The sequence below is a fragment of the Brevundimonas vitisensis genome (assembly GCF_016656965.1).
GTDB lineage: Bacteria > Pseudomonadota > Alphaproteobacteria > Caulobacterales > Caulobacteraceae > Brevundimonas > Brevundimonas vitisensis.
In genome coordinates, this window is the sequence record NZ_CP067977.1 from 1,572,747 (window position 1) to 1,586,473 (window position 13,727).

At 68.6% G+C, this 13,727-nt stretch carries 10 protein-coding genes; 7 read left to right on the plus strand and 3 right to left on the minus strand.

Annotation, left to right across the window (positions count from 1 at the left end):
* Nucleotides 1-13: 13 nt before the first annotated feature.
* On the minus strand, nucleotides 14-2,089 hold the full coding sequence (locus JIP62_RS07980; protein ID WP_230974689.1) for a S9 family peptidase: 2,076 nt from the start codon (nucleotides 2,087-2,089) through the stop codon (nucleotides 14-16).
* A gap of 112 nt (nucleotides 2,090-2,201) precedes the next feature.
* Here JIP62_RS07980 and JIP62_RS07985 point away from each other — a divergent pair, with 112 nt between their 5' ends.
* From JIP62_RS07985 to trxA, 7 genes are all read left to right on the plus strand, one after another.
* Nucleotides 2,202-3,071, plus strand: coding sequence for a GNAT family N-acetyltransferase (locus tag JIP62_RS07985; protein ID WP_201101557.1), 870 nt, complete (start codon nucleotides 2,202-2,204; stop codon nucleotides 3,069-3,071).
* Nucleotides 3,068-3,526 carry a tRNA (adenosine(37)-N6)-threonylcarbamoyltransferase complex ATPase subunit type 1 TsaE gene (tsaE, locus tag JIP62_RS07990; RefSeq protein WP_201101564.1) on the plus strand — a complete coding sequence of 153 codons (459 nt, stop codon included), beginning with the start codon at nucleotides 3,068-3,070 and terminating at the stop codon, nucleotides 3,524-3,526. Before JIP62_RS07985 ends, tsaE begins: the two co-directional genes overlap by 4 nt.
* On the plus strand, nucleotides 3,513-4,607 hold the full coding sequence (amgK, locus tag JIP62_RS07995) for an N-acetylmuramate/N-acetylglucosamine kinase AmgK (protein WP_201101570.1): 1,095 nt from the start codon (nucleotides 3,513-3,515) through the stop codon (nucleotides 4,605-4,607). The genes tsaE and amgK overlap by 14 nt, the downstream gene beginning before the upstream one ends.
* Nucleotides 4,604-5,314, plus strand: a complete 711-nt coding sequence (gene murU / locus JIP62_RS08000; RefSeq protein WP_230974690.1) for an N-acetylmuramate alpha-1-phosphate uridylyltransferase MurU — start codon at nucleotides 4,604-4,606, stop codon at nucleotides 5,312-5,314. The genes amgK and murU overlap by 4 nt, the downstream gene beginning before the upstream one ends.
* Nucleotides 5,311-8,415, plus strand: coding sequence for a double-strand break repair protein AddB (addB, locus tag JIP62_RS08005; protein WP_201101577.1), 3,105 nt, complete (start codon nucleotides 5,311-5,313; stop codon nucleotides 8,413-8,415). Before murU ends, addB begins: the two co-directional genes overlap by 4 nt.
* Nucleotides 8,412-11,915, plus strand: coding sequence for a double-strand break repair helicase AddA (gene addA, locus JIP62_RS08010; protein WP_201101587.1), 3,504 nt, complete (start codon nucleotides 8,412-8,414; stop codon nucleotides 11,913-11,915). The genes addB and addA overlap by 4 nt, the downstream gene beginning before the upstream one ends.
* A 77-nt stretch (nucleotides 11,916-11,992) precedes the next feature.
* On the plus strand, nucleotides 11,993-12,328 hold the full coding sequence (trxA, locus tag JIP62_RS08015) for a thioredoxin (RefSeq protein WP_201101592.1): 336 nt from the start codon (nucleotides 11,993-11,995) through the stop codon (nucleotides 12,326-12,328).
* Between the two features lie 86 nt (nucleotides 12,329-12,414).
* Here trxA and JIP62_RS08020 read toward each other — a convergent pair whose 3' ends face one another.
* Both JIP62_RS08020 and JIP62_RS08025 read right to left on the minus strand, forming a co-directional pair.
* Nucleotides 12,415-12,948 carry a carboxymuconolactone decarboxylase family protein gene (locus JIP62_RS08020; RefSeq protein ID WP_201101598.1) on the minus strand — a complete coding sequence of 178 codons (534 nt, stop codon included), beginning with the start codon at nucleotides 12,946-12,948 and terminating at the stop codon, nucleotides 12,415-12,417.
* Between the two features lie 189 nt (nucleotides 12,949-13,137).
* Nucleotides 13,138-13,692, minus strand: coding sequence for a peroxiredoxin (locus JIP62_RS08025; RefSeq protein WP_201101599.1), 555 nt, complete (start codon nucleotides 13,690-13,692; stop codon nucleotides 13,138-13,140).
* Between the last annotated feature and the right edge of the window lie 35 nt (nucleotides 13,693-13,727).

Sequence of the window (13,727 nt, forward strand, 5' to 3'; positions counted from 1 at the left end):
CGAAACCAGGGGCTCAGGGAGTGGGGGCCGTCCAGCGTGCGGTCCAGTCCAGAATCTCCTGCTGCCAGTCGACCCAATTCTGCGGCTTCAGGATCCAGTGGTTCTCATCCGGCACATGGACGAAGCGACTGGGGATGCCCATCCGCTGCAAGGCCGAAAAGGTGGCCAGTCCTTGCTCCATCGGCACGCGGAAATCGCGCGAGCCATGCAGCACCAGCATCGGCTTGGACCAGTCCGACACATGGTCGCCGGGGCTGAACTGGCGGTACAGCGTCATCCGCTCCCAGCTGGGGCCGCCGAACTCCCAGATGAAGTTGCCGATATCCATGGCGTTCATCAGCTGGGGCACATCGAACACCCCGGCGTGGTTCACCAGACAATCGAAGGGCGCGTTCCACTGGCTGGCGATCATATTGACCATATAGCCGCCGTAGGAGGCCCCCAGGGCACAGGCGCTGTCCCCGTCCATCCAGTCGTTGGCGGCCAGGGCGGCGGTCCAGCCCTTCTGCAGATCTTCCAGCGGACGGTCGCCCCAGTGATCGTTGATCGAGTCGGTAAAGGCCTGGCCGTATCCCGGCGACCCGTGGAAATTGACCATGACCACGCCATAGCCCGCCGCGGCATACACCTGCGGGTTCCAGCGATAGGACCAGCTGTTGGTCCAGGGCGACTTGGGGCCGCCATGGATCAGATAGACCACCGGATAGCGCTCTCCCGCCACCTGACCTGCTGGGGGAAAGACCCAGCCGCGCACCGGCTCGTCGTTCCAGCCCGAGAAGGTGAAGGGCTGGGCCGCGGGCATGTCCAGCGCAGCCAGAACCGCAGCATTGTGCTGGGTGACCTGACGCGCAGCCGATCCTCCCTGACGCACCCAGACCTGTCCCGGCGTGTCGAAGGCGTCGCGGACATAGGCGATGCGTCCGGCCCGCGCCTCGACGCCATTGACGGCACCGTCCTCGACCAGCGGCCGAATGGCTCCTGTGCGGGCATCAACCTCGAACAGCTTCAACTGACCGTCGTCCGCGGCGGTCACCAGCAGGGCCTGCCCGTCCGAGCGCCAGGTCAGGCTGGCCGCCCCTCGATCCCAGTCGGTCAGCTTGCGCGGGTTCGATCCATCGGCCGCCGCGACCATCACCGCCGCCTGGTCCCCGCCGACGTTCTCGCGCGGGGCCGCCAGCCAGGCCAGGCGGCGACCGTCCGGGGACCAGGCCGGCGATCCGTCCGGGCCGGTGTTGTTCGCCGTCAGATTGACCGGGGTTCCGCCGGCCACCGGCACGCGGAAAAGATCGCTGTTGTTGGTAAAGGCCTCGCCGGCCCCTTGCGTCTGGGTCGAATAGATCAGGACCTGGCCGTCCGGGCTGAGGGCATAGTCGCTCTCGTCGCCCTGGGGCTGGGATGGGACATCTGCATCCACACCCGCCATCAGGTCGCGCGGCGCGCCCTGGGCCAGCCCTGAACCGTTCAGCGGAAGGTAGAACAGATGATTGCGCCGCCCGTCGTTCCAGCGATCGAACTGGCGCAGAGGCAGCCGATCATAACCCTGAACCGTCGAAGGGGATTTGGCATCCGCGTCCAGCCGGTCGCGCGTGCACTTCAGATCGGCGCAGTCGACGAAGACCGGCAGAGCCAGGATCAGCGCCTGTCCATCCTGGGCGACGCGGAACCCCGAGACATCGACCGGCAGGGTGGTCACCTGGACGGCGGCCATCCCCTCGCGATCGGTCCGCCAGACCTGGCTTGAGCCGCCGCGCGACGACAGGAAGTAAATCGACTGTCCGTCGGCCGCCCAGCGCCCGGTCCCGGCCCCGCCATCCGAGATGGCCAGACGACGTGGTGCCTGCCCCTCCGTCGCCAGCCACAGGGACGACACCCCGCGGTTGGCCTCCCATTCGGTGGTGCGAACCGAATACAGCACGGATCGGCCATCGGGCGACAGACGCGGATCGGACACCCGCTCCATCATGGCCAGGGTGCGCAGGCCCAGCCGCGCCGGGTCCTCGGCGGTCGCTGCGGGGGCCTGGGCAAGCGACGGCCCTGCCAGCAGCAGCGCCAGGACACACGCCATCATGCCCGCTCTGAGATGCCCCATGGTCTGCCCCCGCCTGCTCAATCAGGCCTGAGACCTAACACGGCGACCGCGCGTCCTGCGAGGCCGGCATCGCGCTTGCCTCGCCCGGCGCGAGCGGCGACAACCAGAGCGCATGAATTCCTCTGTCCCCGCCCCGCCCCCTTCGTCCCGGCGTCAGGCCCATATCTGTGACGTCCTGATTGCCGAGAGAGCACCGCGCCTGACGGGCTCAATCGCCTGGCCGGTCGTGCGTCCCCTGCTTTACGGTCTGCTGGGCTATCGCCAGGCGCGGGCCATGGCCGATGCGGTCAAGCCTTTGTCCGGCGCCGAGGCACTCGACTATATGTCCGGACTGCTCGACCTGAAGGTGTCGGTGATGAACCTGGACCGCCTGCCGGCCACTGGTCGCTGCATCGTCGTCGCCAATCACCCGACCGGCATCGCCGACGGAATCGCTGTCTATGACGCCGTGCGCAAACGCCGGTCCGATGCGATCTTTTTTGCCAATGCCGATGCCCTGCGCGTTTCGCCGCGTCTGGGCGAGGCGGTCATTCCTGTGGAATGGGTGGTCGACAAGCGCACACGCGACAAGACCCGCGCCACTCTGCAGGCCGCCAAGGAGGCGTTCGAGGCCGAGCGCTGTGTCGTCCTGTTTCCCGCCGGACGGCTGGCGCGCACCGGGCCGGGCGGTCAGCTGACCGACCCCGAATGGGCCCCCACCGCCGCCTCCATGGCCCGCAAATATGCCGCCCCCGTCGTGCCGATCCACGTCACCGGACCGTACTCGCGGCTGTTCCACCTGTTCGACCGGTTTTCGCAGGAGCTGCGGGACATCACCCTGTTCCACGAGTTGTTGAACAAGAAGCGCAAACCCTTCCGTCTCAGCGTCGGCAAGCCGATCCCGCCCCATCGCATCGACATTGATTCGGCGCGTGCCACCTATGCGCTGAAGGCCTTTACCGAGCGGGTTCTGCCCAGTCAGCCGGACGCGGATTTCGCATGAAGATCGTATTGGCCGATGCCGAGGCCACGACCCGCCTGGGCGCAGCCATCGCCCCCCTGCTGGCCCCTGGCGAGGCCGTGCTGCTTTACGGGCCGCTGGGCATGGGCAAGTCGACCCTGGCGCGCGGCCTGATCCGAGCCCTGACCCGGCCGGACGAGGACGTCCCCTCGCCCACCTTTACCCTGGTTCAGTTCTATGAGGCCGATCCGCCGCTGGCCCATTTCGACCTCTATCGGCTGACACGACCGGACGAGGCCTATGAGATCGGTCTGGACGAAGCGCTGGAGGATGGGTGCGCCCTGATCGAATGGCCCGAACGCCTGGGGCCGGATGGTGCCGCAGCCCTGACGCCGCACCGGCTGGAGATCACGCTGTCACCGGACGGCGAAGGCCGCTATGCGACCGTTTCAGGCGTAGGCCTGTGGGAGACGAAGATCACGCATGTCCGACCTTGATCGCGAAACCCTCCGCCTCGATTTCCTGAAGGCCGCCGGCCTCTCGGACGCCTTGCGCGCGCCCCTGCCGGGCGATGCCTCGACCCGCCGTTATGAGCGGCTGACGACGCCCGCGGGATCGACCCTGATGCTGATGGATCAGGCCCCCTCTGCCGAGAGCCAGCCGTGCGATCCGTCCTGGAGCCCCGAGCAGCGCCACGCCAAGGGCTGGAACGCGGTGGCCCGCCTGTCCGCCGGGCGGATCGAGGCGTTTGCCGCTGTGGCCACTCACCTTCGCCGGGTCGGCCTGTCCGCCCCCGAGATCGTCGCCATCGACGCCCCCCTGGGCCTGGCCGTGATCGAGGATTTCGGCGACGACCTGTTCGCTCACGCCATTCTGGCCGGTCAGGACGAACGCCCCCTGTATCGGGCCGCGATCGAGGCCCTGGCGCGGCTTCACGGCGATCCGGTGCCGGACGTTCTGTCTGGACCTGCCGGAGACTGGCCGCTGCTGGCCTATGACGAAACCGCGCTCCAGGGCGGGGCGGACCTGTTCGTGGAATGGATGCCCCGGCTCGTGCCGTCGCTGAATCTGGGTGCCAAGGCGGTCGCCGACTGGCAGGCGGCCTGGGCGCCCATCGTCCGGACCGGGGCCGAAGGAGCCAGTGTCATCGCCCACCGCGACTATCATGCCGAGAACCTGATCTGGCTGGCCGATCGCGACGGCCCGGCCCGCGTCGGCATGATCGACTTCCAGGATGCGGTGCGGGCCCATCCCAGCTGGGATCTGCATTCCCTGCTTCAGGACGCCCGCCGCGACGTCCCGCCCGAGGTCGAGGCGATGGCGCTGGATCACTATTTCGCCCTGCGGCCCAAGGTCGATCGCGCTGCCTTCATGGCCCAGTATGCGGCTCTGGCGGCCCTGAACCAGGCGCGCATCCTGGGCATTTTCGCCCGGTTGATCGCCCGGGACGGAAAGCCGCGATACCGGGAATTCATGCCTCGGATGTGGGCCCATCTGGAGAGCAATCTGAAGGCCCCCGGCATGGAAGCGGTCGCCGACTGGTTCGCCCGCCATGTTCCGGCGGAGGCCCGGAAATGAGCGCCCCCCGAACGGCCATGGTCCTGGCCGCCGGTCTGGGCACCCGGATGCGGCCCCTGACCAACGACCGCCCCAAGGCTCTGGTCGAGGTCGGCGGACGGGCTCTGATCGACCATGTCCTGGACCGGCTGGCCGAGGCGGGCGTCGGCCGCGCCGTGGTCAATGTCCACTGGTTCGCCGACCGGCTGGAGACGCATCTGGCCGGACGGACGTCGCCGACGGTGGTCATTTCCGACGAGCGGGCGGAACTGCTGGAAACCGGCGGGGGCCTGAAGAAGGCCGCGCCCCTGCTGGGTCCTGACCCGGTGTTCGTGGCCAATATCGACAGCGTCTGGATCGACCGGGGCGATGCCCTGGCCGACCTCGTGCGCCTGTGGGACCCGGACCGCATGGACGCCGCCCTGCTGCTGGCCCGGCGCGAGGGATCGATCGGCTTCGAGGGCGACGGCGATTTCTTTCTGGAGCCGGACGGCGCGCTGAGATTCCGCGGTGAGGCCGCCTCGGCCCCCTATGCCTATATGGGGGTGCACATTACCCGGCCCGATTATGCCGCGGCCGGTCCCGAGGGTCCCTTCTCGCTCAGTCCCCTGTGGCGCGCCTCGGCAGCGGCCGGGCGTCTGTTCGGCTGCGTCATGGACGGCGACTGGATGCACGTCGGCGATCCCGTGGCCCGCGATCAGGCCGAAGCCCGGCTCAAGGGCGGATGACCTCCCGCTTCGATCCCTTCCATGGCGATGCGCCCCGCTGGTGGACGATCGCGGCGCATCGGCCGTTCCTGGTCGATCTGGCGGCTGGGGTTCTGGACTGGCTGGGAGACGCCGCACCCGAAACCCTGTCCGATGCGGTGATCCTTTTGCCGAACCGCCGCGCGGCGCGGGCCTTTACCGCCGCCCTGGCCCAGCAGGCAGGCGATCGCCCGGTGCTGTTGCCCCAGGTCCGGCCCCTGGGGGATCTGGAAGAGGACGAGCCGCCCTTCGCTCCCGGCGAACTGGGTCTGGACCTGCCGCCCGCCATCGCGCCGCTGACCCGCCGGTTCGAGATGGCGCGGATGATCGTCGAGGAATTCGAGCCCGGCCTGAAGCCCCTGCGCGCGCTGGAAATGGCCGACGCCCTGGGCGGATTTCTGGATTCCTGCCAGTTGGAGGAGATCGAGGACCCGAGCCGGGTCGCCACCCTGGTCGAGGGTGACCTGGCCCAGCATTGGCAGGAATCGGCCCGGTTCCTCGGCCTGGCGATCGAGGCCTGGCCCCGGCGACTGGCGGCGCTCGGCCTGGTCGATCCGGCCTGGCGCAAGGCCTCGCTGCTGCGGTTGCTGGCCACGCGCTGGGGCGATGATCCACCGACCGGTCCGGTCATTGCCGCCGGATCGACCGGCTCGGTGCCGGCCGCCGCCGATGTGCTGCATGCCGTGGCGCGGGCACCCCAGGGGTGTGTCGTCCTGCCGGGACTGGACCTTGGTCTGGATGCCCGCGTCTGGGCCGGGCTGGGAGACGAGGATCAGCACCCTCAGAATGCCCTCTACCGCCTGCTCGACCGGCATCAGGTTCCGCGTGACGCCGGGCGGCCCTGGTTTGCCCCTGCCGTTCCCAGTGCGCGCGGTCTGGCCCGAGAACGCCTGATCAACGAGGCCCTGCGCCCGGCACGCGCCACCAGCGACTGGCGAGCCGAGATTGCGCGCCTTCGCGCCGAGGCCGCGCCGCACCAGGCTGCCGATCCGATTGCCCTGGGCCTGGAGGGGCTGTCGGTCCTGACCCTGCGCCATGAAGAGGACGCCGCCGCCACCCTGGCGCTGATGATGCGCGAGACGCTGGAGAGGGTTCAGCCGGACGGGCGACCCAGCACCTGTGCCCTCGTGACGCCGGACCTGGCCCTGGGCCGCCGGGTGGCTGCGCGGCTGGAGCGGTGGGGCATCGTGGCCGATTCCTCGTCGGGCACACCGCTGTCGCGGATGCCTGCCGGCGTCTTTATCGACTTGGCGGCCAGATTCATGGCTCCGCCGACGGGCCAGAAGTCGCTGAAGCCCCAGACCCTGCTGGCCCTTCTGAAGTCACCTCTGATCCGGCTGGAGGGGTTGGACGCCGCCCCGGTGCTGGAGGCCGACGCCCTGCGCGGCCCGGCCCCCCGCGACTGGGCCGAAATCCGAAAGCGCCTGTTGAGGGCCACCCAGCCCAAGCGCGACGGCGACATCGTCTCGGACGCCCGCAAGGCCCGTCTGGCCGAGGCGCAGAGTCTGGCCGACCGTCTGGAAGCCTTGTGGGCCCAGGCACGCCTGCCGTTCGACGACGACGGTCATGCCCCGCTGGATCAAGCCGCCCGTACCCTGACCGAACTCGTCGAGGCCCTGGCCGGTCAGGCCGTCTGGTCCGGACCAGACGGAGAGGCCGCGTCCGGCCTGCTGTCCGCATTAATCGAGGGCGGGGCGTCGCTGGGGACCATCCGCAGCATCGATTTCGCAGAACTGGTGCAGGGCCTGCTTGGCGATCAGACGGTTCGCACCGGGGGGGCCACCCATCCTTCGCTTCGGATCCTGGGGGCCATCGAAGCGCGGCTGGTCCGGGCCGACCGCATGATCCTGGCCGGGCTGGAGGAAGGCGTCTGGCCCAATGCCGCACCGGTCGATCCGTTTCTGTCGCGACCGATGCGCGGCGCGCTGGACCTGCCGCCGCCTGAGCGTCGTCTGGGTCAGACGGCACAGGACTTCGTCCAGGCGGCCTGCGCGGACGAGGCGATCCTAGTGCACTGCGAGCGCCGGGGAGGGCAGCCTGCCGTCAAGTCCCGCTGGCTCTGGCGGCTGGAGATGATGACGCGCGGGGCCGACAGCCCGTCAACCCCGGTCACCCTGTCGCGGCCCGGAGAAGTGGCCGAACTGGCGCGCGCCCTGGATGCTCCGGCGCCGGGCCCGCCTCGCTATGCGCAGCGGCCGATGCCCCGCCCGCCCGTCGACCGGCGCCCGCGCGAAATGCCGGTGACCGGGATAGAGCGCTGGGTCCGCGACCCCTATGCCGTCTATGCCCAGCGCATCCTGGGCCTGAAGGTCATGGACCGTCCCGGAGCCTCGGCCGAGGCCATGGCGCGTGGCAATGCCATTCACGCCGCCATCGAGCGCATCGTCACCACCTGGCCCGATACCCTGCCCGAAGACTGTGCGCCCCAGATCGAAGACTTCATCCATCAGGCCCTGCGCGAGGCCGGGTTCGAGGACGCGGCCATGGCGCGGGAGGTGCCGCTGGCCCGCCACTGCGCCCGCTGGCTGGACCGTTTCGAGCGCGAACGCCGCGCGCGAGGGGCCACCCTGCTGATCGAACAGACCGGTCAGATGACCTTCGATGCGCCGGTCGGGCCCTTCACTCTGACGGCCAAGGCCGACCGGATCGAGCTGGATGCCGATGGCGCCGCCGTGATCGACTTCAAGACCGGGCGCACCCCGTCCCAGAAGGAGGTGTTGGCCGGTTTCGCGCCGCAGTTGACCCTGACCGCCGCGATCATGGCCGCGGGCGGCTTTGCCCCCACTGCCCCCGCGACCGAGGCGACGGAACTGCTCTATGTGAAGATCACCGGACGCGGCGAAGTCGGCTCCGTCGCCGACGTGGCCAAGATGACCGGGAAGCAGACCTTGAACGCGGCCCAGCTGGCCGAGCGAGAGCTGAACCGCCTGCGTGACGGTGTCGCCGCCTTCGACGACGTGGCGACGCCCTACGCCTCCTGGGTCGCGCCGCAGTTCATGGGCAATTTCGGCGGCAACTACGACCATCTGGCCCGCGTCTGGGAATGGCATGTGGTCGGCGGCGAAGACGAGGCCGTGGAATGACCGCACCGTCACCCGTCGAACAGGCGCGCGCCCATCAGGTCACCGCCGCCGATCCCGCCCGCTCGGTTTTCGTCACCGCCAATGCCGGATCGGGCAAGACCACCACACTGGTGGACCGGGTGGCGCGACTGCTGCTGGCCCGGGTGCGCCCCGGCGAGATTCTGTGCGTGACCTATACCAAGGCCGCCGCCGCCGAGATGCAGGCCCGACTGTTCGAAAAGCTGGGCCACTGGGCGGTGGCCGACAACGATACGCTGAGCAAATCCCTCGCTCAGTTGGACAACCGCGACCCCAAGACGTTCTCTGATGCCGACCTGTCCGAGGCCCGTCGTCTGTTCGCTGACGCCCTGGAAACGCCGGGCGGTCTGAAGATCCAGACCATCCATGCCTTCTGCGAGAAGCTGCTGCGCCGCTTTCCCCTGGAGGCGGGGGTTTCGCCCCGATTCACCGTCCTGGAGGACGCGGCCGCCACCGCCCTGTCCCACGGCGCACGCGAGAGTCTGGCTCAGGCCGCCTTTGCCGATCCCGAGGGGCCGCTGGGCCAGGCCTATGCTCATTTTGCGGTCAGCCTGGCGTGGAACAATTTCAACGACCTGCTTGGCACCCTGGAGGCCCGCCGCGATGCCCTGGCCGACTATGTCGCCCGCGTCGAAGCGGGCGAGGCCCCCGATCCCCATACCCTGGTCGGGGTCAGCCCGGATGATACCGCCCAAGCTATAGAAGCGGACTTCCTGGCCTGGCTGAACCCGGCCGACTGGTCCGCCGCCGCCGACGGCTTCGCGACCAGTTCCGCCAACGACATCAAGATCGCCACCCTGATGCGCGCCACCCTGCCGCCGCAGGGGTCGGTCGAGGCGATGCTGCCGCTGTTCATCGACTCCAAGGGCATTGCGCGCGAGACGTTCGGCACAAAGAAGGCCCCGCCCGCTGCCGCCGACTATCTGGCGCGGGTCCAGTTGAAATATCTCGCCGTCCTGGATCGTCTGCGGTCGCTGCGCGTGGCCGAGGACACCGTCAGGGTCCTGACCCTGGCCCGCGCCCATGCCGCCCTGTACGAAGCGGCCAAGGCGGCACGCGGCGCTCTCGATTTCGGCGATATGGTCCGCCACACGGTCGATCTTCTGACCCGGCACGCGACCGCCGCCTGGGTTCTGTACAAGCTGGACGGCGGCATCGAACACGTCCTGATCGACGAGGCCCAGGACACCGCGCCCGAGCAATGGGCGATCTTCCGCGCCCTGACCGAGGAGTTCTTTTCCGGGGCGGGGGCCGGTCGCCGGGGTACCGAGCCCCGCATTTCCCGCACGGTCTTTGCCGTTGGTGACGAGAAGCAGTCGATCTATTCCTTCCAGGGAGCCCGCCCGGAGCGGCTGCGTCAGGAGGCTCAGCTCTATGACACCCTGGTGCGTGGGGCCGGGGCCGTGTTCCAGCAGGTGCCGCTGGACACCTCCTTCCGATCGACGGAGGACGTGCTGGCCTTTGTCGATGCCACCTTCGCCGGGCCAGAGCGCAGCTGCGCCCTGGTCGGAGAAGTGGGCGACATCACCGTCCACCAGCCCGCCCGCATGGGCGAGCGCGGCACCGTGGACCTGTGGCCCCTGTTCCTCGATCCCGAGATCCCGGCGCGCGAGGCGTGGAACGCGCCCGTCGACAAGGAAAGCACCGCCAGCGCGCGCAAACAGCTGGCCCAGGCCTTGGCCCGCAGCATCCGGCGCGAGGTCGAGAGCGGCATCGCCATCCATGATCCGAAATCGCGCGAGGGGGCCCGGCGCCCCGTCGGCTATGGCGACTATCTGGTCCTGGTCCGCCGCCGCGATGCCACCTTCGAAGAGATCATCCGCGCCCTGAAGGGCGAAGGCGTGCCCGTGGCCGGGGCCGACCGGCTGAAGCTGAACGCCCATATCGTCTTTGACGATCTGATGGCTCTGGCGCGCTTTGCCCTCTATCCCGGTGACGATCTCAGCCTGGCTGAGGTGCTGCGCAGCCCCCTGTGCGACGTCTCTGACTTTGGTGACGCTGACAGCCTCTATCCCCTGGCCGACAAGATCGACCGCGACGGACGCAGTCTGTGGCGGACGCTTCAGGCCCGCGCGGGCGAGCACCCCGCCTGGACCGAGGCGCGCGACCTGATGCAGGCCGCCATCGGTGCCCGCGACCGCGATCCGTTTGCCTTTTTCTCCGGCATCCTGAACCGGGTGGGGGCCGATGGCCGCTCGGGCCGGGCACGCATCCTGGCCCGGCTGGGCCGCGAGGCCGAAGAAGCCATCGACGAGACCCTGGCCCAGGTCTTGGCGGCCGAGGGGCGCGGCGGTACCGATCTGGAAACCTGCCTCTTCCTGCTGGAGGCCGCCGACGTCGAGGTGAAGCGCGAGATGGAGGGTGCGCGCGGCGAGGTGCGCGTCATGACCGTGCATGGGGCCAAGGGGCTGGAGGCCCCCATCGTCATCCTGCCGGACACCACCGCGCGCGCCAAACCGATGGGCCCGACCCTGATGCCCGTCGCCCTGGACGATGACAGCGAAGCCTGGCTGATGTGCCCTGGGTCAAAGGACGACGACTGCACCCGCTCGGCCGAGGTGCGTCAGGCGCGGGTTGACCGGACGGACGCAGAATCTCTGCGCCTGCTCTATGTCGCGCTGACGCGGGCCCGCGACCGGATCATCATCCTGGGCAAGGGCACCAAAAAGCAGAAGCAAGGCTTCGAGGAAGGCAGTTGGTGGTCGGTCCTGACCGAAACCTTCCAGCGCCTGGGCGAGACGCAGCCCGGTGCCATTCGCGATCTGGGCGAAGGACGGCTGCGCTATGGGGTCGATCCTGTGGTCATGGCGGTGCGGCAGGACGCGGCAACAGCGGCCGCAGTGCGTGTGCCGGATTGGGTTCGGCAACGGCCAGCCGCCGACCCCACCGCGCGTTTCCTGTCTCCGTCACAGATGGACGAGGCGATCCGTATCGCCGCCCCCTCGCCCCTGGCCGTGGCGGGCGGATTGGGCCGGTTCCGGCGCGGTGATCTGATCCACCGACTGCTGGAGCGTCTGCCCGATCTGCCGACGGCGTCGCGGCACGAAGCGGCTGTGCGGATGCTGTCGCGCGAACGCGGCCTATCGGACGAGCAGCGCGCCGAAATGATCGCGGCCGCCTTTGGCGTGCTGGATGATGTCCGTTTCGCCCCCGTCTTCGGGCCCGGCTCGCGGGCCGAGGTGGCGGTCACCGGGTCGGCCCCCGGCCTGCCGCCCGGCGTCACCATATCGGGCCGGATGGACCGGCTGGTCGTGACGCCCGACCGGGTCCTGGTCGTGGATTACAAGACCAACCGACCGGCACCGGGCCGCATCGAGGACGCGGACCCTGCCTACGTCCGTCAGTTGGCCGCCTATGTCGCGGTCTTGAAACGGCTCTATCCAGGGCGTGCGGTCGAGGCGGCCCTGGTCTGGACCGACGGCCCGGACCTGATGGCGGTGCCGCCCGAACTGATGGAGCGCGCCCTGACGCCCGTCCGTTGATTTCCGGCGGAAACACCCCCACATCGGGCCTCGACACCGCGCGGGCCCGACGGCCCCCACAGACGAAAGAGAATCCCATGGCCACGCTGAAGGTCACCGACGACAGCTTTGAAACCGACGTCCTGAAATCCTCCCAGCCCGTGCTGGTCGATTTCTGGGCCGAGTGGTGCGGCCCCTGCAAGCAGATCGGCCCGGCCCTGGAACAGATCGCCGACGAACTGGCCGGTCAGGTGACGATCGCCAAGGTCAATATCGACGATTCCCCCATGGTCCCGTCCAAGCTGGGCGTGAAGGGCATCCCCACCCTGATGTTGTTCCGCGACGGAGCCATGGCCTCGATGAAGGTCGGCGCCATGCCCAAGGGCAAGATCGTCGAATGGCTGGCCGAACAGGGCGTCGGCCCCGCAGCCTGATCGTCCGATCCCATCGGCTGAAATTGAAAACGCCCTGTGGTCCTCGGACCGCAGGGCGTTTTGCTGTGCGCTGGATAGCCGTGGCCTTACGCGGCCAGGGCGGTCTCCGAGGCGATGATACGGCTGGCGGCGTGGACGACCGCGCCGATCCGCAGGGCGGCCTGGACCTGGGTGTTGGCGATGCCGTGCTTGCGCAGTTCGCCCTCATGGGCGTCCAGGCAGGCACCGCAGCCGTTGATGGCGCTGACCGCCGTCGACCACAGTTCGAAGTCCATCTTTTCCACGCCCGGATTGGCCAGGACGTTCATCCGCAGACGGGCCAGAAGGGTGGTGTATTCGTGGTTCTTCATCAGGTGCAGCGAACGATAGTAGATGTTGTTCATGCCCATGATGGCCGCCGCCGCCTTGGCCGCGTTCATGGCTTCCGGGCTCAGGACAGTCGCGGCCTGGGCCTCGATCGCGCGAACCACCGGGGCCACGCCGATGGCATGGGCCGAAGCCAGGAAGGTGCCCCACTTCTGCTGGTCGCTCAGAATGGTTTCCGAGGCCAGCGAGGACAGGTTCAGCGAAATGTCCTTCGCATAGGCCGGCAGCAGGTCGCGCAGGGTGTCGATCGACATTGTTGTTCTCCTTCGGAGAGGTCGGCTACCGCTCGACGCACGGCGTCTCGCTACTTGAGCCGAAGGGCATCACGGGGACCTGCACGCGTCCTCGCTCAAGCAGCGAGCGACCGCGTCGTGAGCGATAGCGCCCCTAAATGAAACGAGCGAGCGGCGGCAGCATAACTGCTGCCGCCCTCACATTCTGCCTTAAGCCGCGAGCGTCTCGCCGCCCAGCGGACGGTTGCAGGCGCACAGTTCGTCGGTCTGCAGAGCATCGACGACCCGCAGGGTGTCGGCGGGGGCGCGGCCAACGTTCAGGTTGGTCACATAGACGTGCTGAACGACGTTGTGCGGATCGACCACGAAGGTGGCGCGCAGGGCAACGCCCTCGGCTTCGTCAAGCACGCCCAGGGCCCGGGCGAACTTGCCGCCGTTGTCGGCGAACGACCAGATCGGCAGCTTGTCCAGGTCGGCGTGGTCGCGGCGCCAGGCCAGCTTCACGAACTCATTGTCCGTCGAGCCACCCAGGACGACCGTGTCACGGTCGGCGAAGTCGCGGCCCAGCTTGGCGAACTCGGCGATTTCGGTCGGGCAGACGAAGGTGAAGTCCTTCGGATAGAAGAAGATGACCTTCCACTTGCCTTCAAAGGATTCGTTGGTGATCGGCTCGAAGGCCGAGACGCCGTTTTCTTCGTGGGTGTTGAAGCCCGGCTTGACGCCGACGACTTTGAACTCAGGCAGGGTCTGACCGACGCCCAGCATATGCGTATCTCCATTTTTCGTTGGTTTGCACACCG

What these genes read in the sequence shown, in the direction of transcription:
- JIP62_RS07980 (WP_230974689.1), bottom strand. Translation starts at nt 2,089, where the DNA reads ATGGGGCATCTCAGAGCGGGCATGATGGCGTGTGTCCTGGCGCTGCTG.
- addA (WP_201101587.1), top strand. Translation starts at nt 8,412, where the DNA reads ATGACCGCACCGTCACCCGTCGAACAGGCGCGCGCCCATCAGGTCACC.
- tsaE (WP_201101564.1), top strand. Translation starts at nt 3,068, where the DNA reads ATGAAGATCGTATTGGCCGATGCCGAGGCCACGACCCGCCTGGGCGCA.
- JIP62_RS08025 (WP_201101599.1), bottom strand. Translation starts at nt 13,692, where the DNA reads ATGCTGGGCGTCGGTCAGACCCTGCCTGAGTTCAAAGTCGTCGGCGTC.
- JIP62_RS08020 (WP_201101598.1), bottom strand. Translation starts at nt 12,948, where the DNA reads ATGTCGATCGACACCCTGCGCGACCTGCTGCCGGCCTATGCGAAGGAC.
- addB (WP_201101577.1), top strand. Translation starts at nt 5,311, where the DNA reads ATGACCTCCCGCTTCGATCCCTTCCATGGCGATGCGCCCCGCTGGTGG.
- JIP62_RS07985 (WP_201101557.1), top strand. Translation starts at nt 2,202, where the DNA reads ATGAATTCCTCTGTCCCCGCCCCGCCCCCTTCGTCCCGGCGTCAGGCC.
- trxA (WP_201101592.1), top strand. Translation starts at nt 11,993, where the DNA reads ATGGCCACGCTGAAGGTCACCGACGACAGCTTTGAAACCGACGTCCTG.
- murU (WP_230974690.1), top strand. Translation starts at nt 4,604, where the DNA reads ATGAGCGCCCCCCGAACGGCCATGGTCCTGGCCGCCGGTCTGGGCACC.
- amgK (WP_201101570.1), top strand. Translation starts at nt 3,513, where the DNA reads ATGTCCGACCTTGATCGCGAAACCCTCCGCCTCGATTTCCTGAAGGCC.